Source organism: Phenylobacterium sp. (assembly GCF_030645195.1).
Taxonomy (GTDB): Bacteria; Pseudomonadota; Alphaproteobacteria; order Caulobacterales; family Caulobacteraceae; genus Phenylobacterium.
The window spans coordinates 1-19,050 of sequence record NZ_JAUSLW010000059.1; the positions used below are offsets into that span (position 1 = coordinate 1).

Sequence of the window (19,050 nt, forward strand, 5' to 3'; positions counted from 1 at the left end):
ACCATGAAGATGATGAGGAGCACCAGCATCACGTCCACGAAGGGCGTGACGTTGATGTCGCTGTTTTGGCCGAGGTCGAACTTGCCGCCGCCCCCGCCGCCCAGCTTCGCACCCATATGCAATTCCTTCCCTAGGGGCGCGCAGCAGGTGGCGCCCGTCTACAGTCCGGACACCCTTCGCCAATCAAATCGGGATTGTAAAGCCCGAACCGGTTCCCAGGACCGGCCAAGTCGGGAGCCTGCCCGCCAAGCTCTCCCGAAAGGCGAAATTTCCAGGCAGTCGGCGCCTCGCCAAGACCGGTGTTAGGCGTCTAAGACGCGGGCATGACCTTCTCCTTCGACGCCTATGTCACCGCCGCCCTCTTCGACCGCAACGGCCAGGCCTGTTTCGCCCTGGGGGACGGCACGGTCCGATTCGAGGGCGGCGCGACCGCCCAGGCCCACAAGGGCGTGGCGCTGTCGGCCTGCGCCCATCCCAGCGGCGAGGGCGTGATCACCGGCGGCGACGACGGCGTCGTGGCCTGGTCGCGGGGCGAGGCGGTGAGCGAGATCGCCAAGGTTCCCGGCCGCTGGATCGAATCGGTGGCCGCCAGCCCGGACTCCAAGCTGATCGCGTTCGCCGCCGGCAAGGAGCTGCACGTCCGCGACAGCGCCGATCCGGCCTTCTCCCGGGTCTTCGTCCACGAGACGTCGGTGGCCGACGTCGCCTTCGACCCCAAGGGGCGGCGGATCGCCACAGCCACCTATAACGGCGCCTGGCTCTGGTACGCCCGTATCGCCGAGCAGAAGCCCATGGTGCTGAAATGGGCCGGCAGCCACGTGGCCCTGGCCTGGAGCCCGGACGGCAAGTTCCTGATGAGTTCGATGCAGGAGAACCAGCTGCACGGCTGGCGGGTGGCCGACGAGAAGAACCTGAAGATGGGCGGCTATCCGGCCAAGGTGAAGAGCCTGGCCTTCCTCTACAAGGGCCAGATGCTGGCCACCTCCGGCGCCAACGGCGCGGTCATCTGGCCGTTCTCCGGGTCGGCCGGTCCCCTGGGCAAGCAGGCCGCCGAGATCGGGTTCGACGAGTCGGCCATGGTCAACCGCGTGGCGGCGACGCCGGTGAGCAACCGCGTGGCCGCCGGCCTCGACGACGGCCGGGTCTGGGTCTGCGACCTCACCGACCAGAAGATCGACATGCTGAAGGCCGAGAAGGGCCCGCCGATCTCGGCGCTCGCCATCACCGCCGACGGCAAGCGCGTGGCCTGGGGGGATGAGGAAGGCGGGGCCGGGGTGTTCGAGGTGGCGTAGGCCGCTGCGCTACTCGAACCCCTTCAGCTCCCCCCACGTCTCGAACGGGTCGCGGGCCGAGCGCAGGGTGTTGATGGGGGCGGCCTCGTCGCGCCAGCCGAGCGCCATGCCGGAGAACAGCATGTGGTCCTCGGGCAGGCCCACGGCCTGCGCGACCGTCTGGGGATAGCGGGCCCAGTATTCCTGGGCGCAGGTGTCCAGGCCCCGCTCGACAGCCAGCAGCATCACCGTCTGCATGTACATGCCCAGGTCCGACCACTGGGGCGGGCCCAGCTTGCGGTCGAGGCAGAAGAACAGCCCCACCGGCGCGCCGAAGAACTCGCCGTTCTTGGCCAGTTGCCGCAGGCGGGCGGGCTTGTCCTCGCGGGGGATGCCGATGGCGGCGTAGAGGTCCTCGCCGTTCTGGAACCGCCGCGTGCGGAAGGGGTCCCAGAGGTTGGGGGGATAGACGTCGTATTCCGGGGTCTCGCCGAAGGGGTTGGCCGCCACCTTGGCCTTCAGATCGGCCAGGGGCCTGCCCGCCAGGGCGTAGACCCGCCAGGGCTGCAGGTTGCCGCCGGAGGGGGCGCGGGCCGCGGCCTCCAGGATCTCGCGCACCATCGCGGCCGGCGGCGCCTCGGGCTTGAAGGCGCGGATGGAGATTCGCCTGGCGACGGCCTCGGTGACGTTCATGACCTCTCCTCAGGTGCGGCGGCTTGACCGGTTGCGCCGCATCGCTAGCACTGGCCCCTTAGGTCAAGGCAAGGGTTCTCGAACTTGAGCGACACCAACGCGTCTTCCGACAAGGATCAGGGCCTGCGGCTCACCGCCCAGACCGATAGCGGCTGGGAGGGCCTGGCCAAGTCCTGGGACGACATCTCGCTCAATGAGCCGCCGCGGCCGGTCGAGGAACGCGGCGACGCCCCACCCATCGAGATCCCCCAGGACCCGACCCGGCGCCGGCCGCTCTGGCGCCGCGTGGGCCGCCTCCTGGTGGTGCTGTTCCTGGTGTTCGGCCTGATCGGGCCGATCCTGGTGACCGCCGCCTATCGGGTGATCCCGCCCCCCATCACCTATCTGATGGTGGAGCGCGCCATCGAGGGCCGCGGCTTCGAGCGCCGCTGGCGGCCCCTGGACGAGATCTCACCGGCCCTGGTCCGCGCGGTGATCGCCGCCGAGGACGCCAAGTTCTGCAGCCACCGCGGCTTCGATTTCGCCGCCATGGAGAAGGCCCTGGCCCATAACGAGCGCTCCAAGCGGGTTCGCGGCGGCTCGACCATCAGCCAGCAGACCGCCAAGAACATCTTCCTCTGGCCCGACCGCTCCTATGTGCGCAAAGGGCTGGAGGCCTATTTCACCGTTCTGATCGAGGCCCTGTGGGGCAAGAAACGGATCATGGAGGTCTATCTCAACAGCGTCGAATGGGGCCCGGGCGTCTATGGCGCCGAGGCCGCGGCCCTGAAGAATTTCGGGGTCGGCGCCGACAGGCTCACCAACGCCCAGGCCGCGCGCCTGGCGGCCATCCTGCCCAGCCCGCTGAAGTGGCGCGCCGCCAAGCCAGGGCCCTATGTGAAGCGCCGCTCGGGCCGCATCGGCAAGGCCGCCGGGACCATCCGCCGCGAGGGGATGGCCAGCTGCGTTCTGGGTTGACGGAACAAAACCAAACCCTCAAACCCTCCCTCAAGAGACATAACATTGCCCCAGGGAGGCAAACATGCGCGTTGGCGTGCCCCGCGAGATCAAGGCGGACGAGTACCGGGTGGGCCTGACCCCCACCGCCGTCCGGGAATATGTCGTCCATGGCCACGAGGTCCTGGTTGAGACCGGCGCCGGCCAGGGCGCCGGCTATGCCGACGAGGCCTATGTCCGGGCCGGGGCGAAGATCGCCGCCGACGCCGAGGCGGTGTTCGCCGGCAGCCAGCTGATCATCAAGGTCAAGGAGCCCCAGCCCATCGAATGGGCCAGGCTCACGCCTGAGCACATCCTCTTCACCTACCTGCACCTGGCGCCCGATCCCGTCCAGACCGAGGGGCTGCTGGCCTCGGGCGCGGCGGCCATCGCCTATGAGACGGTGACCGACGCCAATGGCGGCCTGCCGCTGTTGGCGCCGATGTCGGAGGTGGCCGGCCGCATCGCCGTCTTCTCCGCCGGCGAGACCCTGCTCAAGCACAATGGCGGCATGGGCCTGCTGCTGTCGGGCGTGCCCGGCGTGCCCCCGGCGCGGATCTGCGTCCTGGGAGGCGGGGTCGTGGGCATGAACGCCGCGCGCATGGCCGCCGGCCTCGGCGCCGAGGTGGTGGTGGTGGAGCGCTCCATCCCGCGCATGCGGGTGCTGGACGACATGTTCCTGGGGCGTATCCTCACCCGCTACTCCACCCTGGACGCGGTGGAGGAGGAGGTGCTGAAGGCCGACGTGGTGATCGGCGCGGTGCTCACCGCCGGGGCCGCGGCCCCGACCCTGGTGCGCCGCGAGCACCTGTCGCGGATGAAGCCGGGCTCGGTGCTGGTGGACGTCTCCATCGACCAGGGCGGCTGTTTCGAGACCTCCAAGCCCACCACCCACGTCCATCCCACCTACACGATCGACGGGGTGGTGCATTACTGCGTGGCCAACATGCCGGGCGCCGCGCCGCGCACTTCCTCGGAGGCGCTGGGCCATGCGACCCTGCCCTTCGGGCTGGCGCTCGCCGACAGGGGGCTGGAGGCGCTGGAGGCCAACCGGCACCTGGCCAAGGGCCTGAACGTGCTCAAGGGCCAGATCACCCACCCGGCGGTGGCGCAGGCGCTCGCCAAGCCCTTCAGCGATCCGTACGGGGCGTGGGCGGCATAAACCCCCGCTCATCCCGGCGAAGGCCGGGACCCAGATCGTAAGTCACGATCTCGGTTCGTTGACCGGAAAGCGGCTGATGTATCTGGGCCCCGGCCTTCGCCGGGGTGAGCGGTTATGGAATCACGCCGCCCAGCGGGCCAGGTCCTGGCGGCCGCCCACCAGGCTCAGCACGTCCTCCATCCCGAAGGCGGGGTCGTCGGCGTGCAGGGCGGCGTAGACCCCGTTGGCGAAGGCCATGTCGGCCGGCGTCTTCACCCGCCAGTCCAGGGCCGACCAGTCGCGGCGGGCCAGGCAGTGGGCCTGGGGGTAGCGCTCGGGCCGGGCGCGGATCTGGGCCAGCGGCGAGGTTCCGGCCGCCGTGGCCTCGTCGGCCTCATGGGCGGTCTGGGCGAGCGCCTGGGCGGTGACCACCTCCACCTCCAGCCCGAGGGGGTAGGTGCGTTTCACCCGGTTGGAGACGTAGGCGGCGCCCGAGGCCAGGGCCAGGCGCACGGTCTCGTCGATGACGCCGGGGTCGACGAAGGGGCAGTCGCCCTTGATGCGGACCACGTGGCTGACGGGGCCGGCGGCCTCCACGCAGCGCATGAAGCGGCGGGTGAGGTTCTCCGAGGCGCCGCGGAACACGGTCTGGCCGCGGGCCACCAGGAAGCTGGCCATGGGATCGTCGACGGCCTCGTCGCTGGTGGCGACGATCACCTTGGACAGGCAGCGGGCCTGACGCAGGCGCTCCACCTGGCGCAGGATCATGGGCTCGCCGCGCAGGGGGGCCATGGCCTTGCCGGGCAGTCGGGGCGAGGTCATCCGGGCTTGCAGGATGGCGAGGATCATGGCGCGGGCTCCTTTTGAGCCAGGCCGTGGGGGGCGCCTAGGCGGCCCTCCAGGCGCGGGGGTCGAGGGCGACCGGGTCGTCGATCGCCATGTCGTCCCAGTCGAGGTCCGGCGGCGGGCTGGAGGCCGCGGCGATCACCGCGTTCAGCTCGGCCGCGGTGGTGACGCCCACCAGGACGGCGGCGGCTTCGGGGCGGGACAGGGCGAAGCCGAGGGCCGCCTGCAGCGGATCGGACCGGCCCTCGGCGATCAGCCGGCGGGCCCGGGAAATCCGGCTGGCGGCTTCCTTCAGGTGGTTGGGGGCCCGGTCGGCGGGCAGGAACAGCAGGCCCGACAGGAAGATCGAGCGCAGGTGCACCTCGATGCCGATGCCGGTGAGCGCCGCCAGTGTGCCGTCGATCAGCAGGCGCTGGTCGAGCAGGGAGGCCGGGGCCTGGATGATGTCCGGACGGAAGCGGCGGGCCACCCCCAGGGGATCGTCGGAGGCGAAGACCGAGACGCCGATCTTCTTGGTCAGCCCTTGGTCCTTCAGCGCCTTCAGCCGGTCCCAGAGGGCCAGGCCGTGGGGGCCGAACAGGTCGGCGGCCGAGGGCACGAGGATGGCGTCGGCCGTCTCTACGCCCAGCCGGCGCAGGGTGGCGCGGGCCTCGGCCTCCACGAAGTCGGGGCCGCGATCGGCGCGGACGGTGGAGATGGAGATCCGGAAGGGGTTGGGCCGGGGCATGATGGTCCCCAGCACGTCCTCCACCTGGGGCGAGCGGCCGGCCACGTCGAAGACCGCCAGCTGGGTCCGGGCGGCGATGTCCAGGATGTCGCGCACCTCGGCCTGGGGCGGGCGCCCGCGCACGGTCGCCTGGTCGAGGGCGAACTGGCCGGAGCCGAGACCGAGCTTGGAAAGCGGAGAAGTCATGAACAACGCTGGTTGCGGACCGAATGAACCCCCATTTAGGGGGCAAGGCCTAAAGAACCGGTGTCTGGAACCTTTCTGGGGGGTTAAGTTGAGCGGGATGAGAGAACCCCTGCCCGAGTGGCCGCTGTTCGGCATGGCCGAGGACGTCCGCCCCGCCCTGCGCCTTGCTGCGCAACGGAATCTGCCCGTTGCGCTGGCCACCCTGATCGCCGTCGAGGGCGGCGGGCCGCGCCCGGTGGGAACCCAGATGGTGTTCGCCGAGGCGATCGTCGCGGGATATTTTTCAGGCGGCTGCGTGGAGAGCGATATCGCCGATCACGCCGCCGCCTGCCTGGAGGATGGAACGCCGCGGCGGCTGGTCTATGGACGGGGCAGTCCCTGGCCCGACATCCAGCTGCTCTGCGGCGCGCGGATCGAGATCTTCCTGGAGCGCGTGCCGGCCGGCGACCCGGCGCTGGCCGAACTGCTGGCCGCCCAGGCCGAGCGCCGCCCGGCGGTCTGGATCAGCGACGGGACCCGCCGCCTCTGCGTGGATCCCGACACCCAGGCCGCCTGGGACGGCGCCATCGTCCGCCATTACGACCCGACGCCGCGGCTGGTGGTGTTCGGCTCCGACCCCACGGCGCTGGCCATCAGCCAACTCGGCGCCCAGAGCGGGTTCGAGACCACCCTGGTCCGCCCCAAGGGGCCGGAGGCCGGGCCGCCGATCGCCGGGATCGCCTATCTCCGCTCCGAGCCGGAGGCGGCCCTGGCCGCCATCGGGACCGACGCCTGGACCGCCATCGCCATCGCCACCCACAGTCTGGAGATCGACCGCACGGCGCTCGCCGCCGCCCTGCCCTCGGCGGCCGGCTATGTGGGTCTGCTGGGGGCCCGCAAGCGCCTGCCCGAGCGCCTGGCGCCCCTGCGGGCCGCGGGGGTTCCGGAGAGCGTGCTTGCCCGCGTCCACGCCCCCATCGGTCTGGACATCGGCGGCAAGGCCCCCTGGGAGGTGGCGGTGTCGGTGATCGGCGAGATCATGGCCCTGCGCCATTCCCGGGCGCCCGAGACGCCGCGCGAACCGGTCTCCAAGCGCGACAGGGAGAGCGCCTGGAGCGCGTCCCGGCCCAAGGAGATCAAGCCCGCCGATCAGGAGCAGTTCTAGGGTGTGACAGCCTGACGTGGGGACCGGTTCGGGCGCTTGTCACCTTCCAGGCTCAGTCTCCTTGCCTGACGGCTTCGGGGGCGAGCATGGCGTCCAGGAAGATGCTTTGCACCGCCAGGAGCCGCCATTCCAGGGCCAGTTCGCGATAGGGCCCGCTGGACACGCCGCCCGCCGCCGACTTCAGGATCAGGGCCTTGGCCCGGAGGTTCATATCGTCTGGGGTGAGCATCAGAGGGCTCCTGGATTGTCGTTGGACTCGTCGGGGGCCAGCAACCGGGCCTGCAGCTCGCGGACGGCGCCGTAGCATTCGCAGGACCGCCGCTCGAGGCCGGGGCGATCGAGCACCTCCAGCTGGCCGCGGCTGTAGCGGATCAGGCCCTCGGCCTTCAGCCGGCTGGCGGCCGCGCCCACCGTGGTGCGCTGCACCCCCAGCATGATCGCCAGATAGTCCTGGGTGAGCGGCAGGACGCGGGCAGTCAGCCGGTCCTGGCTCTGCAGGATCCACCGCGCCAGGCGCGGCTCGGTCTCATGCAGGGCGTTGCAGGCCACCGACTGTTCTTCCTGGGCCAGCGTCACCTGGGCGAAGCGCAGCAGCAGGTCCACCAGGGCCGGGCTTTGCCGCGCGCGCGCGCTCAGGGCGGCGGCCGGGATGGAAATCCCCGACCCGGCCAGCTGCACGAAGGTCCGGTTGGAGGACACCCCGCCGCTGAGCGCCGGCAACAGTCCGACGGCGCTCTCCGAGCCCACCGTGGCGCATTCGACGCAGGTTCCGTCGTCCATGACCTTGACCACCGACAGACCGGCGCTGCTGGGGAAGTGCGCCTCGGTCACCGGGCCGCCCGACTCGTACAGTACTTCTCCCGGCCCCCAAGTCGCCTCGACCATGTCTGGGATCAGGGCCGCCAAGTCGGCCTTGGGAAGCGCGGAAAGAACTCGATTGATGAATATCACAGCGCCTCGGCAATTCTCTTGCGAGCAGTAATAGCTTCATTTCACTGCAAACCGTTTGAAAAACCGAGTTTACGTCTGACAATTACATAAGGAAGACGGTTCTATTCATAGTATGAAATAGTATTTGCTTATAATGTCATTTTCTGACTTAGTGGGCGCGAGGCCGCCCGTGTGTCCTCGCCTCAAGGGAACTTCCCGCTTCACTGGGGTCCGCGATCTTCGCGGCTTACGGATGTCCCGATGCAGACCGCAAATCGCCTCCTGCTCTCCCTCGACTCGGCCGACTACGACGTGCTGTCCAAGTCGATGCGGCCGATGACCTTCAAGCAGGGAACCCTGCTCTACGAGCCCGAGGCGCCCATCGACTGGGTCTATTTCCCGGAGGAGGGGCTGATCTCCCTGCTGTCGGTGATGCTGTCGGGAGTCGCGGTGGAGACCGCGGTGGTGGGCCGCGAGGGGGGCGTCGGCTTCCTGGAGGCCGTGGGCGCCGGGGTGATCTTCTCCCGCGCCCTGGTGCAGGTGGACCTGCTGGCCCTGCGGGTGCCGGCCGAGGCCTATATCGCCGCCTATGACGCCAGCGCCTCCCTGCGGCGGAAGGTCGGCAGCCATGTGGAGCTGAGCCTGGCCGAGGCCCGCCAGACCCTGGCCTGCCAGACCCACCACTCCCACGAGCAGCGCCTGGCCTGGTGGCTGCTGGAATGCCAGGACCGCACCGGCGGCGGCCCGACCCTGCCCCTGAAACAGGACTTCCTCGCCTCGATGCTTGGGGTGCAGCGCTCCACCGTCTCCCAGGTGGCCAGCGTGCTGAAGGCCGACGGGCTGATCGACTACACTCGCGGCGTGATCCAGATCCTGGACCGTCCCGGCCTCGAGAAGCGCGCCTGCGAGTGCTACGCCACCACCCAACACTTCCGGGGGATGATCGAAACCCACGGTGGTGGCGCGACCTGAGCTGGGAGGCGGTGGAATCCCTGACTCCTTAACGGAAACTCCCGCCCGAGCGTCCGCCTTAAGGTTACCCTGCCGCCCCCAGGTTGCGCGCGATTGTCGCCCTAGCCGTCGCCCCTAGGTTGTGCCCACGGCATCAGGCCGGGGGCGGGGCGGACCATGTTTCTCAACGGTGGATCGGGCAAGGACAAGCTGACGGGCGGCGCGGGCGCCGACACCCTCTATGGCCTGGGCGGCGACGACTCGCTCTCGGGCCTCGGCGGCGAGGACGTCCTGGCCGGCAACGACGGCAATGACACCCTCTCGGGCGGGGCCAACGACGACTATCTGATGGGCGGCCTGGGCAATGACCGCATCGACGGCGGCACGGGTAATGACTGGGCCGGCTACGAGGACGCGACCTCGGCCGTGAAGGTCGACCTGGCCCTGACCACCGCCCAGAACACCCTGGGCGCCGGGACCGACCAGCTGTCCTCCATCGAATATGTCTACGGCTCGGCCTACGGCGACACGCTGAGCGGGACCTCGGGTTTCAACTACATCTTCGGCGGCGAGGGCGACGACCAGTTGTTCGGCCGCGCGGGAGATGACTTCCTGGCCGGCGGCGCGGGGAACGACCTGATCGACGGCGGCGCGAACGACGACACGGTCAGCTTCGACGACGGTGTCGCGGGCGGCGTCGCGGTCTCCCTGATCACCCAGACCGCCGACGGCCACGGCCACGACAACCTGGTCTCGATCGAGAGCGTCTACGGCAGCGGCGACAACGACAGCATCGTCGGCAACGACGTCGACAACTACCTGCTCGGCGGTGACGGCGCGGACACCATCGTGGCCGGCGGCGGGGCCGACTACGTCGACGGCGATCTGGGGGACGACTTTGTCGTCGGCGGCGCGGGCGACGACTACATCGCCGGCGGCGCGGGAATCGACACAGTCAGCTTCGACGACGGCCTGACGGGCGGGGTCGTGGTTTCGCTCCTTGCCGGGACCGCCGACGGTCATGGGTATGACCATCTGGACTCCATCGAAAATGTCGTCGGCAGCGCCTATGCGGATACCGTCACAGGTGACGCTTCTAGCAACCATCTCTGGGGGGGAGAGGGCGACGACCTGCTTTCCGGCGGTGCTGGAAATGATGTCCTGGAGGCGTTCTACGGGTTCAACACACTGAATGGCGGCGACGGAGACGATCTCCTCGTCGGCGGCGGGGGCGACCTCCTCTACGGCGAGGAAGGAAATGACGTTCTGAGGTTTGACGGCGGGGCGGGCACGCTCAGCGGTGGGGCGGGGAACGATTTTCTGCTCGGCGGTGGGGGATCCGAAAGCTTTGATGGCGGCAGTGGCATCGACACCGTTAGCTACGAGCGCGGCCAGGGTGGTGGCATCTTTGTTTCGCTCGAGCTCGGCTGGTCCACGCCCGGAGGCGAGAGCTCGCTGGGTGAGCACGGCTTCGATCACCTTGCCGGGGTCGAAAACATCATCGGCACCGCCTACGCGGACAACATTACTGGCGACGCCGGGAACAACTCCATCATCGGCGGCGATGGGCGCGACGGCCTGAGTGGCGGCTCGGGCGGTGTCGATGTGCTCGATGGGGGCGCCGGCGACGACTACTTCAACGCCGGTGGATCCTCTCACCTGACCGTGATCGGTGGACAGGGCGTCGATCAGATCATGTTCTTCGGCAGCGACTTCGTGAGCACCGGCGTGGTTGTTGATCTCGGAGCGACGGGCGCGCAGCAGATCGATGCCACCCACCTCCTCACGATGTCGGGAGTCGAAACCTTCTTCGGCACGATCGGGTCTGACACGGTTTACGCGAGCGACGACGCCAATAAGTTCTATGCGTTTGGTATCGACAAGTTTGTGTTTCGAACCCTCGCGAGTTTGGGAAATGGCGCTGACGCCGACCTTATTTCGAGGATGACCTTCGTCCCCGACCCTAATCCTGGGGCTCCGACGGGGGCGATCATAGATGTCTCGCTCATCGACGCCGACACGACTCAAGCCGGAAACCAGGCGTTCCACCTTCTGTCCGAAGGCTCAGGTTTCACCGGGCACGCCGGCGAAATCACCCGACAGTGGTCTCAGCAAGTCGGCGGGTACATCGTCCAGTTCGACGTGGACGGAGACGCCATCGCTGACGCTCGGCTGAACGTGGTGGGCGGCGTTTCCGTCGCCGACGCCAACTTCATCCTCTAGCCACCTACCCCGCCCGGTCCAGCCGCAGCACCTCGACGAGGTCGCCGGCGGCTGAGGCCGGGGCGCCGGGGGGGCGGACCAGCAGGGCGTCGGCGGCGGCGAAGACGGTGATCAGGGAGGAGTCCTGGTCGCGGTAGGGCCGGACGACGATGCCGCCGGCTTCATAGGTCAACTGGGCCCGCATCCAGTGTTCGCGCGGGCCGTTGGCGGCCAGGGGCTTGGCCAGGCGGGCGCTGGCCATGCGGGGCTGGTGCGGCGCGCCGCAATAGGCGGCGATCAGCGGCTTCAGGAACAGCTCGGCGCAGACGAAGGCCGAGGCCGGGTTGCCGGGCAGGCCCAGCAGGCGGCGGCCATCGGCCAGGACGCCGAAGAAGGTGGGCTTGCCCGGCCGCACCGCGACGCTCTCCACGCTGTACTGGAGGCCCAGCGCCTCGGCGGCGGCGCGGACCAGGTCGTGGTCGCCCACCGACGCGCCGCCCACCGTGACGATGAGGTCGGCCTCGGCCTTGCGCATGGCCTCGATCACGGCGTCCAACTGGTCTCGGACGCCGCTGAGCTTGGTGGCCTGCGCGCCCCAGGCCTCGCACATCACCTTCAGCGCCGGGGAGCCGGAATCGTAGATCTGGAAGGGTCCCGGCGTGGCCGGCGCCTCGACGATCTCCTCGCCGGTGGAGAGGATGGCGATGCGCGGCCTGCGGCGGACGCTGAGCTCGGCGCGGCCGGCCGAGGCGGCCAGGGACAGCCGCCAGGGGTCGATGCGGGTTCCGGCGGTCAGCAGGACGTCGCCGGCCTGGAAGTCCTTGCCGGCGTCGCGGATATTGTCGCCGGGCGCGGCCTTGGGAACCGTGACCTGCTCGCCCTCGCGGGTCGCGTTCTCCTGGATCACCACGCTGTCGGCGCCGTCAGGCAGGGCCGCGCCGGTGAAGATGCGGATCGCCTGGCCGGCGGCCAGCACGCCCTCATAGCCGTGCCCCGCGGCGCTCTCGCCGACGATGGCCAGCGACCCCGGGGTGTCGGCGGCGCGCACCGCCCAGCCGTCCATGGCCGAGTTGGTGAAGGGGGGCTGGGCGCGGACGGCGGCCACGTCTTCGGCCAGCACCCGGCCCACGGCGGCGGCGAGCGGGATGGTCTCGGCGGCCAGGGGGGCGGCTTGCGCCACCATGGCGGACCGCGCCGCCTCCACCGAGAGCAGCTTCACGGGCGCGTCCAGTCGCCGGACTTGCCGCCAGACTTCTTCATCAGGCGCACGACCTCGATGGTCATGGCCTTATCGGCGGCCTTGAGCATGTCGTAGACCGTCAGGCAGGCCACCGAGACGGCGGTCAGGGCCTCCATCTCCACCCCGGTCTGGCCGGTGGTGCGCACGCGGGCGGTGACCGACAGTCCCCCCTCGCCCGGCTCGACCCGGACCTCGACCTTGGAGAGCGCCAGGGGGTGGCAGAGGGGGATCAGGTCGGCCGTCTTCTTGGCGGCCATGATCCCGGCGATCTCGGCGGTTCCCCGCACGTCGCCCTTCTTGGCGTCGCCGGACAGGGCGAGCGCCAGGGTCGCCGGGCTCATCCGCACGAACCCCTCGGCCAGGGCCTCCCGCGTGGTGACCGCCTTGTCGGAGACGTCGACCATGTTGGCGCGGCCGGTCTCGTCGATGTGGGTCAGGCCGGTCATTTCTCCAGCAGGCGCGGCATGAGTTCGACCATGTTGCAGGGGCCATGGCGGCTGTCGAGCTGGGGTGCGATCACCTTGTCCCAGCCGTCGCGCACCGCGCCGTTGGAGCCCGGCAGGCAGAAGACGAAGACCCCGCCCACCAGGCCCGCCGTGGCGCGGCTCTGCAGGGTCGACAGGCCCACCGACTGGTAGCTGACCATGTGGAAGACCACCGAGAAGCCGTCGAGCTTCTTGTCGAACAGCGGCTCGATGGCCTCGGGCGTCACGTCGCGGCCGGTGATGCCGGTGCCGCCGGTGGTGATGATGGCGTCGACGGTTCCGGAGGCCACCCAGGCCTTCACCTGCATGCGGATCTGGTCGACGTCGTCCTTGACGATGGTCTTGGCGGCCAGCTGGTGGCCGGCGCCGGTGATGCGTTCGGCCAGGACATGGCCGGAGGTGTCGCTCTCCTCGTCGCGGGTGTCGGAGATGGTCAGGACGGCGATGCGGACCGGGACGAGGGGCAGTTTCTCGTCGATGCGGCCGCCGGGGCTGAGGGTCGGGGCGTTCATGGGGTCTCCCAGCGGGTGATGTCGGCGTGGTCCTGCGGCCGGGGCTCGATCCAGCGCGCCTGCCCGTCGTGGCCGGTCTCCTTCTTCCAGAAGGGGGCCCGGCTCTTCAAGTAGTCCATCAGGAAATCGCAGGCCTCGAAGGCCTCGCGGCGGTGGCCTGACGCGGTGGCCACGAAGACGATGGCCTCGCCGGGCGCGATCTTGCCGATGCGGTGCACGATCTGGAAGTCGTCGAGGGAAAAGCGCTGGCGCGCGCCCTCTGCGATGGCGCCGATCTGCGCCTCCGTGAAGCCCGGATAGGCCTCCAGCTCCAGGATGTTGGTTGATCCCTGCTCGGCGCGGGCCAGGCCGGTGAAGGTGGCCACCGCGCCGGTCTCGGTGCGGCCCTTGCTGAAGGCGGTCAGCAGGACGCCGGGGTCGAAGGGCTGGTCGGTGAGGGTGATCATCCGCCGCTCATGGCCGGCAGGAAGGCGATCTCCGAGCGGGGGGTCAGGGCCGCGTCGCCCCGCACGAGGACCTGGTCCAGGGCCACCTGGACGCCGGGGGCGGCCAGGGCCTCGGCGAGACCCGCGTCCTCGGCGCAGAGCTGGGCGCGCAGGGCCGCCAGCGTGGCGGGCAGGGGATCGAGGCTGCGCTCGCGCCAGCCGGCGATGTCGCTCAGGCGCCCGAACAGCAGGACCTTGGCCACCCTAGCCTCCCGTCGTCGACATGTGGCGGGCCACGGCCGGGGCGCCGGACCGCACGATCTGGAAGTCGTGGCCCTGGGGCTTGGCGTCGACGGCCAGGCGGATGGCCTCCTCCAGGCCCTTGGCGTCGGCGCCGGCGCGGATCACGGCGCGCAGGTCGCTGGCGTCCTCGCGTCCCAGGCAGGTGTGCAGGGTGCCGGTGCAGGTCAGGCGGACCCGGTTGCAGGCCTCGCAGAAATTGTGGCTCAGCGGGGTGATGAAGCCCAGGCGTCCGCCAGTCTCCTTGACGCGCACATAGTGGGCGGGGCCGCCGGTGACGTGGTCGCTGTCCTCCAGGGTCCAGAAGCTTTCCAGTTCGCGGCGGACGTCCTTCAGCGACAGGAACTGGTCGGTGCGGTCGAACTCGATCTCGCCCAGCGGCATGGCCTCGATGAGGGTGGCGTCGCAGCCCCGCGCATGGGCCCAGGCGATCAGGTCGGGCAGTTCGGCGGCGTTGTCGTCCTTCAGAGCCACGGCGTTGATCTTCACCGCGATCCCAGCGGCCAGCGCCGCGTCGATGCCGCCGATCACCTTGGCCAGGTCGCCCCCGCGGGTCAGGGTGCGGAACAGGTCCGGCTTCAGGGTGTCCATGGAGACATTGATCCGCCGCACGCCGAATCTCGCCAGGTCGGGGGCGAATTCGGAGAGCCGGGTGCCGTTGGTGGTCAGGGTCAGTTCTTCGAGCGCCCCGGTCCTCAGGTGTCGCGACAGGTTCTCGATCAGGCCCATCACCCCCTTGCGCACCAGGGGTTCGCCGCCGGTGATCCGCAGCTTGCGGACCCCGAGGTCCACGAAGGCCGTGGCGAGCCGGTCGAGCTCCTCCAGGGTGAGCACCTGGGCCTTGGGCAGGAAGGTCATGTGCTCGGACATGCAGTAGACGCAGCGCAGGTCGCAGCGGTCCGTCACCGAGACCCGCAGATAGGTCACGGTGCGGCCGAAGCCGTCGATCAGCGGGGTTTTCGAAGTCGCTTGCCGCAGGGCGTCGTCATAGGGCGTCATGTCGCCGCTAACATAGAGGGGAAGAGCCGGTCGTGACAGGGGTGGGCGGATTTGAAGCGATCGTCCTGGCGGCGGGGTCGGGGACGCGGTTCGGCGGCGGCAAGCTGCTGGCGGCCTATGGCGGCGGGGTGCTGCTGGAGGGCGCCCTGCGCGCGGCCTTCGCCGCCCCGGTGCGAACCGTCACGGTGGTGACCGGCGCCGATCCCAGCCGGGTGGCGGCCGTGGCCACCGCCCACGCCAAGGCGGCGGGACAGGGCGCGCGCCTGCGCATCGTCCATGCGGTCGACCACGCCGAGGGCATGGGCGCCTCCCTGCGGCGCGGGGCCGCCGCCCTGCCGGCCGACACCGAGGGGGTGTTCGTCTTCCTGGGGGACATGCCGCGGATTCCGGTCGCCGTGCTTGAGCCTCTCGCCCAGGCGATCGCCGACGGCGCCCCGGCCGCGGCGGCGACCTTCGGCGGCAAGCGGGGCCATCCGGCGGTGATCGGCGCGGGCCTGATCCCCCAGCTGCTGACGCTGACGGGCGACGCCGGGGCGCGGGCGGTGCTGCAGGGCCTGGGGGAGCGGCTGGCCCTGGTGGAGGCCCCCGACGACGGGGTGCTTTTCGATGTGGATCAGCCGGCCGATCTCGACGGCCCGCTCCGTGAGCGGTAGTATTCGGTCTTGAGCGCGGAGAGCGTGATGTCGAAGATCGAAACGGTGTCGGTCGAGCTTTCGCCGGAACTTATTGAAACCATCCGCGAAGCTGTGACGCGTGGCGACTACGAATCGTCAGATGACGTGGTCCAAGAGGCGCTGCGCGACTGGCTTGAGAGGCGCGAGCTTCGCGCCGCCGCCATCGAAAAGCTCGGCGCAGCCTGGGACGAGGGGGTCGCGAGCGGGATCGCGCCGCGCCGTCGTAGCGCTGAGGAAATCGTCGCTGACGGTCGCCGCGCCCTGGCTGCGAGAAAGTCGGCTTGAGCCTCGAAGTCCGTCGAACCCACCGCGCCGACGCTGATCTCACCGACATCTGGATCCATATCGCCGCCGACAGCCCTTCGGCGGCTGAGCGCGTGATCCTGCGGATCGAGGCGGCTGAAAATAGGTTGGCCGAATTTCCAGAGATGGCTCAGCCCCGTGACGCTCTTCGCCCCGGCCTAAGGGTGTGGCCGGTGGGTGACTACCTGATCCTTTATCGCGTCGAGCCGGACGCCGTGGTGATCATCCGGATCATCCACGGCGCCCGAAACATCGGCGATGTCCTGTCGGAGTCTTAGGCCTTCACGAAGGGCAGGCTCGTCGTCGCCTGGCCGTTGAGGGCCAGCAGGGCGTTGGCGACCGCCGGGGCGATCACCGGGGTGCCCGGCTCGCCGATGCCGGAGGGGGCGTTTCCGGAGGGGACGATATAGGTCTCCACCGTCGGGGCCTCGGAGTTGCGCAGCACCCGGTAGGTGTCGAAGTTGGTCTGCTCCACCACCCCGTCCTTCAGGGTCACCTGGCCGAACAGGGCCGCCGACAGGCCGTAGCAGATGCCGCCCTCCATCTGGGCGGCGATCTGGTCGGGCGAGATGGGGGTGCCGCACTCGACGGCGGTGACCACCCGGCCGACCTTGGGCTGGCCGTCCACCAGCTGCACCTCGGCCACCTGGGCCACCAGGGTGCCGAAGCTCTCATGCACGGCGACGCCCCGCGACCAGCCGGCCGGCGCCGGCTGGTCCCAGCCGGCCTTCTCGGCGGCCAGGTTCAGCACGGCCAGGTGGCGGGTGGCGCCGGCCTTCTCGTACAGGGCCCGGCGGTAGGCCACCGGGTCCTTGCCGGCCTTGCGGGCCAGCTGGTCGATGGTGTGCTCCATGACGAAGGCGGTGTGGGTCGCCCCCACCGAACGCCACCACAGGACCGGCACCCCGAGATCGGGCAGCAGGGCCTGGGCGTCCACCACCGGGGTGGCCTTCAGATAGGGCGAGCCCTTGGCGCCCTCGACGGTGGTCTCGTCGAGGCCCTTGGCGGGGATCGGCGAGCCCTTCATCAGGGTCTGGGTGACGATCCGGTGGCGCCAGGCCAGCGGATAGCCCTCCTTGTCCAGGGTGATCTTCAGGGCGTGGTGGGTGAGCGGGCGGAAATAGCCCGCCGTCATGTCGTCCTCGCGGGTCCAGACCAGCTTCACCGGCCGCATCTTGCCGACCTTCTTGGCGATCTCGACGCACTCGGCGACGTAGTCCGACTGGAAGTTGGCGCGGCGCCCGAAGGAGCCGCCGGCGAACAGGGTCTCGATCTCCACCGCGCCGGGCAGCATGCCGACGATCTTGGCGGTGTTGAGCTGGTCGACGGTGGGGATCTGCGAGCCGAAGGTCAGCTTGGCCTTGCCCACGCCCACCTGGGCCACGCAGTTCATCGGCTCCATGGCCGCGTGGGCCAGGAAGGGGAAGTCATAGCTGGTCTCGAAGATCGTTCCCTCGACCTTCTTGGCGGCGTCGCCCTTGGTCTCGAAGGGCTGCCAGGGGGTCTTCTCGGGCAGGGTTCCCTTGCCCGCCGCCCATTGCCGATAGTTGGCGGCCAGCTTGTCGGAGCTGACCTTCTCGGCCCCGCTCTCGTCCCAGGTCACCTTCAGGGCCTCGCGGCCCTTGCGGGCGGCCCAGGTGTTTTCGGCCACGACGGCCACGCCGGTGGGGATCTGGTAGACCTCCACCACGCCCGGGACCTTCCTGGCCTCGGCGGCGTCGAAGCTGGCGACCTTGGCGCCGAAGCGCGGGGGGTGCGCCACCATGGCGGTCAGCATGTCCGGCATCTGGACATCCTGGGTGAAGCGCGCGGTTCCGTCGCTCTTGGCCTGGCTATCCTTGCGCCGCACCCGGTCGGTGCCGATCAGGGTGAAGGTCTTGGGGTCCTTCAGGGTCGGGGTCTTGGGGGGCGTGACCTTGCCGGCCTCGGGCAGCAGCTGGGCGAAGGTGGCCGACTTGCCGGACTTGGCGTGGCTGACGACGCTGTCCTTGACGGTGATCTCGCCGACCGGCGCGTTCCATTTGTTGGCGGCGGCCTCGACGAACATGGCCTTGGCGCCGGCGCCGGCCTGGCGCAGCTGGGTCCAGGAGTTGGAGATGGCCGAGGAGCCGCCGGTGCCCTGCACGCCCATGCCGGTGTTGGCGTAGACCTTGGCGATGGCCGGGGCCTGCTCGACCTTGACCTTGGTCCAGTCGGCGTCGAGCTCCTCGGCGACGATGGCCGCCAGGCCCGCATGGTTGCCCTGGCCGAATTCGATGTGCTTGGAGATCACCGTCACCGCGCCGTCGGCGCCGATCTTGATGAAGGGCCCGAAGGCGCCGAAGTTCTCCTTGGCGCCGACGCTCAGCAGATCGGCGGGACCGCAGCCCACCAGCAGGGCGCCGCCCACCAGGGTCGCGCCCACCACCAGGTCGCGCCGCGTGGCGCCGAGGGTTTCGCGGGGGGAGAGGATCTTGTTCATGGGACGCTCTCCTAGACCTTGGCCGGGGCGGCGGGCGTCGCGACGGTGGCGGGCGCCATGCCGGCGGCTTCCTTGATGGCCGCGCGGATCCGCTGATAGGCGCCGCAGCGGCAGATGTTGCCGTCCATGGCCGCGTCGATGTCGGCGTCGGTGGGATGGGGCTTGGCGGCCAGCAGGGCCGCGGCGCTCATGATCTGGCCCGACTGGCAGTAGCCGCACTGCGGGACGTCGTTCTTCACCCAGGCCTGCTGCAGGGGATGGGCGCCGCCCAGGCTCTCGATGGTGGTGATCTTCAACCCCGCCAGGCCCTCGATGGGCGTGGCGCAGGAGCGGACCGGCTGGCCGTCGACCAGCACCGTGCAGGCGCCGCACTGGGCGATCCCGCAGCCGTACTTCGTGCCGGTCAGGCGCAGTTCGTCGCGCAGCACCCACAGCAGGGGGGTGTCGGGCGCGGCCTTCACCGCCAGGGGTTTGCCGTTCACATCGAGCGTCATGGCCATGGGCAGATCCCTCTCCGGGTGAGATTCAACAATCATCTTAACGTCGTTTAGTCCTCGCGGTAAATGTGCGCGGTCGTGGCGGGGC

The 19,050-nt window shown here is 69.8% G+C and carries 23 protein-coding genes; 9 read left to right on the forward strand and 14 right to left on the reverse strand.

Annotation, left to right across the window (positions count from 1 at the left end; all coding sequences use genetic code 11):
* Nucleotides 1-116, reverse strand: a 116-nt coding sequence (locus Q7T09_RS04970; RefSeq protein WP_304698165.1) for a biopolymer transporter ExbD, incomplete at its 3' end; no start/stop codon positions are given.
* Between the two features lie 207 nt (nucleotides 117-323).
* Here Q7T09_RS04970 and Q7T09_RS04975 point away from each other — a divergent pair.
* Nucleotides 324-1,292, forward strand: coding sequence for a WD40 repeat domain-containing protein (locus tag Q7T09_RS04975; RefSeq protein ID WP_304698129.1), 969 nt, complete (start codon nucleotides 324-326; stop codon nucleotides 1,290-1,292).
* Nucleotides 1,293-1,301: 9 nt separating this feature from the next.
* Here Q7T09_RS04975 and Q7T09_RS04980 read toward each other — a convergent pair whose 3' ends face one another.
* Complete coding sequence (locus Q7T09_RS04980) at nucleotides 1,302-1,964, reverse strand: nitroreductase (protein ID WP_304698130.1); 663 nt, start codon at nucleotides 1,962-1,964, stop codon at nucleotides 1,302-1,304.
* A 243-nt stretch (nucleotides 1,965-2,207) separates the two neighbouring features.
* Between Q7T09_RS04980 and mtgA the strand changes: the two genes are divergently transcribed.
* Entirely contained in the window at nucleotides 2,208-2,921 is a 714-nt protein-coding gene (mtgA, locus tag Q7T09_RS04985; RefSeq protein ID WP_370689203.1) for a monofunctional biosynthetic peptidoglycan transglycosylase, read from the forward strand.
* Nucleotides 2,922-2,985: 64 nt separating this feature from the next.
* The gene (ald, locus tag Q7T09_RS04990) at nucleotides 2,986-4,101 is read left to right on the forward strand and encodes an alanine dehydrogenase (protein WP_304698132.1); all 1,116 of its coding nucleotides are present in this window, start codon (nucleotides 2,986-2,988) and stop codon (nucleotides 4,099-4,101) included.
* Between the two features lie 120 nt (nucleotides 4,102-4,221).
* On the opposite strand, the gene Q7T09_RS04995 is transcribed toward ald, so the two are convergent.
* Nucleotides 4,222-4,929: a glycosyltransferase family protein gene (locus tag Q7T09_RS04995; protein ID WP_304698134.1), complete on the reverse strand. Its 708-nt coding sequence runs from the start codon at nucleotides 4,927-4,929 to the stop codon at nucleotides 4,222-4,224.
* A 37-nt stretch (nucleotides 4,930-4,966) separates the two neighbouring features.
* Entirely contained in the window at nucleotides 4,967-5,839 is an 873-nt protein-coding gene (locus tag Q7T09_RS05000; RefSeq protein WP_304698136.1) for a bifunctional regulator KidO, read from the reverse strand.
* Nucleotides 5,840-5,936: 97 nt separating this feature from the next.
* Between Q7T09_RS05000 and Q7T09_RS05005 the strand changes: the two genes are divergently transcribed.
* Complete coding sequence (locus Q7T09_RS05005) at nucleotides 5,937-6,983, forward strand: XdhC family protein (RefSeq protein ID WP_304698137.1); 1,047 nt, start codon at nucleotides 5,937-5,939, stop codon at nucleotides 6,981-6,983.
* 52 nt (nucleotides 6,984-7,035) lie between these two features.
* On the opposite strand, the gene Q7T09_RS05010 is transcribed toward Q7T09_RS05005, so the two are convergent.
* On the reverse strand, nucleotides 7,036-7,212 hold the full coding sequence (locus tag Q7T09_RS05010; protein ID WP_304698139.1) for a hypothetical protein: 177 nt from the start codon (nucleotides 7,210-7,212) through the stop codon (nucleotides 7,036-7,038).
* Complete coding sequence (locus Q7T09_RS05015; protein WP_304698140.1) at nucleotides 7,212-7,868, reverse strand: Crp/Fnr family transcriptional regulator; 657 nt, start codon at nucleotides 7,866-7,868, stop codon at nucleotides 7,212-7,214. Before Q7T09_RS05015 ends, Q7T09_RS05010 begins: the two co-directional genes overlap by 1 nt.
* 306 nt (nucleotides 7,869-8,174) lie before the next feature.
* Between Q7T09_RS05015 and Q7T09_RS05020 the strand changes: the two genes are divergently transcribed.
* Both Q7T09_RS05020 and Q7T09_RS05025 read left to right on the forward strand, forming a co-directional pair.
* On the forward strand, nucleotides 8,175-8,885 hold the full coding sequence (locus Q7T09_RS05020; protein WP_304698141.1) for a Crp/Fnr family transcriptional regulator: 711 nt from the start codon (nucleotides 8,175-8,177) through the stop codon (nucleotides 8,883-8,885).
* A 156-nt stretch (nucleotides 8,886-9,041) separates the two neighbouring features.
* On the forward strand, nucleotides 9,042-11,087 hold the full coding sequence (locus Q7T09_RS05025; protein WP_304698142.1) for a calcium-binding protein: 2,046 nt from the start codon (nucleotides 9,042-9,044) through the stop codon (nucleotides 11,085-11,087).
* A 4-nt stretch (nucleotides 11,088-11,091) separates the two neighbouring features.
* Here Q7T09_RS05025 and glp read toward each other — a convergent pair whose 3' ends face one another.
* The 6 genes from glp to moaA are packed head-to-tail and all read right to left on the reverse strand — an operon-like array spanning nucleotide 11,092 to nucleotide 15,027.
* Nucleotides 11,092-12,285, reverse strand: coding sequence for a gephyrin-like molybdotransferase Glp (gene glp / locus Q7T09_RS05030; protein WP_304698143.1), 1,194 nt, complete (start codon nucleotides 12,283-12,285; stop codon nucleotides 11,092-11,094).
* On the reverse strand, nucleotides 12,282-12,752 hold the full coding sequence (gene moaC / locus Q7T09_RS05035; protein ID WP_304698145.1) for a cyclic pyranopterin monophosphate synthase MoaC: 471 nt from the start codon (nucleotides 12,750-12,752) through the stop codon (nucleotides 12,282-12,284). The genes glp and moaC overlap by 4 nt, the downstream gene beginning before the upstream one ends.
* Entirely contained in the window at nucleotides 12,749-13,303 is a 555-nt protein-coding gene (moaB, locus tag Q7T09_RS05040; RefSeq protein WP_304698147.1) for a molybdenum cofactor biosynthesis protein B, read from the reverse strand. Before moaB ends, moaC begins: the two co-directional genes overlap by 4 nt.
* A complete protein-coding gene (locus tag Q7T09_RS05045) occupies nucleotides 13,300-13,749 on the reverse strand; it encodes a molybdenum cofactor biosynthesis protein MoaE (protein ID WP_304698148.1) in 450 nt (149 codons plus the stop codon). Before Q7T09_RS05045 ends, moaB begins: the two co-directional genes overlap by 4 nt.
* Nucleotides 13,746-13,991: a MoaD/ThiS family protein gene (locus tag Q7T09_RS05050; protein ID WP_304698149.1), complete on the reverse strand. Its 246-nt coding sequence runs from the start codon at nucleotides 13,989-13,991 to the stop codon at nucleotides 13,746-13,748. The genes Q7T09_RS05045 and Q7T09_RS05050 overlap by 4 nt, the downstream gene beginning before the upstream one ends.
* Nucleotide 13,992: 1 nt before the next feature.
* Complete coding sequence (moaA, locus tag Q7T09_RS05055) at nucleotides 13,993-15,027, reverse strand: GTP 3',8-cyclase MoaA (RefSeq protein WP_304698151.1); 1,035 nt, start codon at nucleotides 15,025-15,027, stop codon at nucleotides 13,993-13,995.
* Nucleotides 15,028-15,059: 32 nt separating this feature from the next.
* Between moaA and Q7T09_RS05060 the strand changes: the two genes are divergently transcribed.
* From Q7T09_RS05060 to Q7T09_RS05070, 3 genes are read left to right on the forward strand one after another with little or no spacing between them, the layout of a single operon-like run.
* Complete coding sequence (locus tag Q7T09_RS05060) at nucleotides 15,060-15,680, forward strand: nucleotidyltransferase family protein (RefSeq protein ID WP_304698152.1); 621 nt, start codon at nucleotides 15,060-15,062, stop codon at nucleotides 15,678-15,680.
* A gap of 27 nt (nucleotides 15,681-15,707) precedes the next feature.
* Nucleotides 15,708-15,986, forward strand: coding sequence for a hypothetical protein (locus Q7T09_RS05065; RefSeq protein WP_304698154.1), 279 nt, complete (start codon nucleotides 15,708-15,710; stop codon nucleotides 15,984-15,986).
* Nucleotides 15,983-16,282, forward strand: coding sequence for a type II toxin-antitoxin system RelE/ParE family toxin (locus Q7T09_RS05070; RefSeq protein ID WP_304698155.1), 300 nt, complete (start codon nucleotides 15,983-15,985; stop codon nucleotides 16,280-16,282). Before Q7T09_RS05065 ends, Q7T09_RS05070 begins: the two co-directional genes overlap by 4 nt.
* Here the strand turns inward: Q7T09_RS05070 and Q7T09_RS05075 are convergent.
* Complete coding sequence (locus tag Q7T09_RS05075; RefSeq protein WP_304698156.1) at nucleotides 16,279-18,465, reverse strand: xanthine dehydrogenase family protein molybdopterin-binding subunit; 2,187 nt, start codon at nucleotides 18,463-18,465, stop codon at nucleotides 16,279-16,281. The two genes, Q7T09_RS05070 and Q7T09_RS05075, sit on opposite strands and share 4 nt — an antisense overlap.
* Before the next feature lie 11 nt (nucleotides 18,466-18,476).
* Nucleotides 18,477-18,965 (reverse strand): (2Fe-2S)-binding protein, encoded by a 489-nt coding sequence (locus Q7T09_RS05080; protein ID WP_304698157.1) that lies wholly within the window; start codon nucleotides 18,963-18,965, stop codon nucleotides 18,477-18,479.
* Nucleotides 18,966-19,050: the final 85 nt, after the last annotated feature.

What these genes read in the sequence shown, in the direction of transcription:
- Q7T09_RS04975 (WP_304698129.1), top strand. Translation starts at nt 324, where the DNA reads ATGACCTTCTCCTTCGACGCCTATGTCACCGCCGCCCTCTTCGACCGC.
- Q7T09_RS04980 (WP_304698130.1), bottom strand. Translation starts at nt 1,964, where the DNA reads ATGAACGTCACCGAGGCCGTCGCCAGGCGAATCTCCATCCGCGCCTTC.
- ald (WP_304698132.1), top strand. Translation starts at nt 2,986, where the DNA reads ATGCGCGTTGGCGTGCCCCGCGAGATCAAGGCGGACGAGTACCGGGTG.
- Q7T09_RS04995 (WP_304698134.1), bottom strand. Translation starts at nt 4,929, where the DNA reads ATGATCCTCGCCATCCTGCAAGCCCGGATGACCTCGCCCCGACTGCCC.
- Q7T09_RS05000 (WP_304698136.1), bottom strand. Translation starts at nt 5,839, where the DNA reads ATGACTTCTCCGCTTTCCAAGCTCGGTCTCGGCTCCGGCCAGTTCGCC.
- Q7T09_RS05005 (WP_304698137.1), top strand. Translation starts at nt 5,937, where the DNA reads ATGAGAGAACCCCTGCCCGAGTGGCCGCTGTTCGGCATGGCCGAGGAC.
- Q7T09_RS05010 (WP_304698139.1), bottom strand. Translation starts at nt 7,212, where the DNA reads ATGCTCACCCCAGACGATATGAACCTCCGGGCCAAGGCCCTGATCCTG.
- Q7T09_RS05015 (WP_304698140.1), bottom strand. Translation starts at nt 7,868, where the DNA reads ATGGTCGAGGCGACTTGGGGGCCGGGAGAAGTACTGTACGAGTCGGGC.
- Q7T09_RS05020 (WP_304698141.1), top strand. Translation starts at nt 8,175, where the DNA reads ATGCAGACCGCAAATCGCCTCCTGCTCTCCCTCGACTCGGCCGACTAC.
- Q7T09_RS05025 (WP_304698142.1), top strand. Translation starts at nt 9,042, where the DNA reads ATGTTTCTCAACGGTGGATCGGGCAAGGACAAGCTGACGGGCGGCGCG.
- moaC (WP_304698145.1), bottom strand. Translation starts at nt 12,752, where the DNA reads ATGACCGGCCTGACCCACATCGACGAGACCGGCCGCGCCAACATGGTC.
- moaB (WP_304698147.1), bottom strand. Translation starts at nt 13,303, where the DNA reads ATGAACGCCCCGACCCTCAGCCCCGGCGGCCGCATCGACGAGAAACTG.
- Q7T09_RS05045 (WP_304698148.1), bottom strand. Translation starts at nt 13,749, where the DNA reads ATGATCACCCTCACCGACCAGCCCTTCGACCCCGGCGTCCTGCTGACC.
- moaA (WP_304698151.1), bottom strand. Translation starts at nt 15,027, where the DNA reads ATGACGCCCTATGACGACGCCCTGCGGCAAGCGACTTCGAAAACCCCG.
- Q7T09_RS05065 (WP_304698154.1), top strand. Translation starts at nt 15,708, where the DNA reads ATGTCGAAGATCGAAACGGTGTCGGTCGAGCTTTCGCCGGAACTTATT.
- Q7T09_RS05075 (WP_304698156.1), bottom strand. Translation starts at nt 18,465, where the DNA reads ATGAACAAGATCCTCTCCCCCCGCGAAACCCTCGGCGCCACGCGGCGC.
- Q7T09_RS05080 (WP_304698157.1), bottom strand. Translation starts at nt 18,965, where the DNA reads ATGGCCATGACGCTCGATGTGAACGGCAAACCCCTGGCGGTGAAGGCC.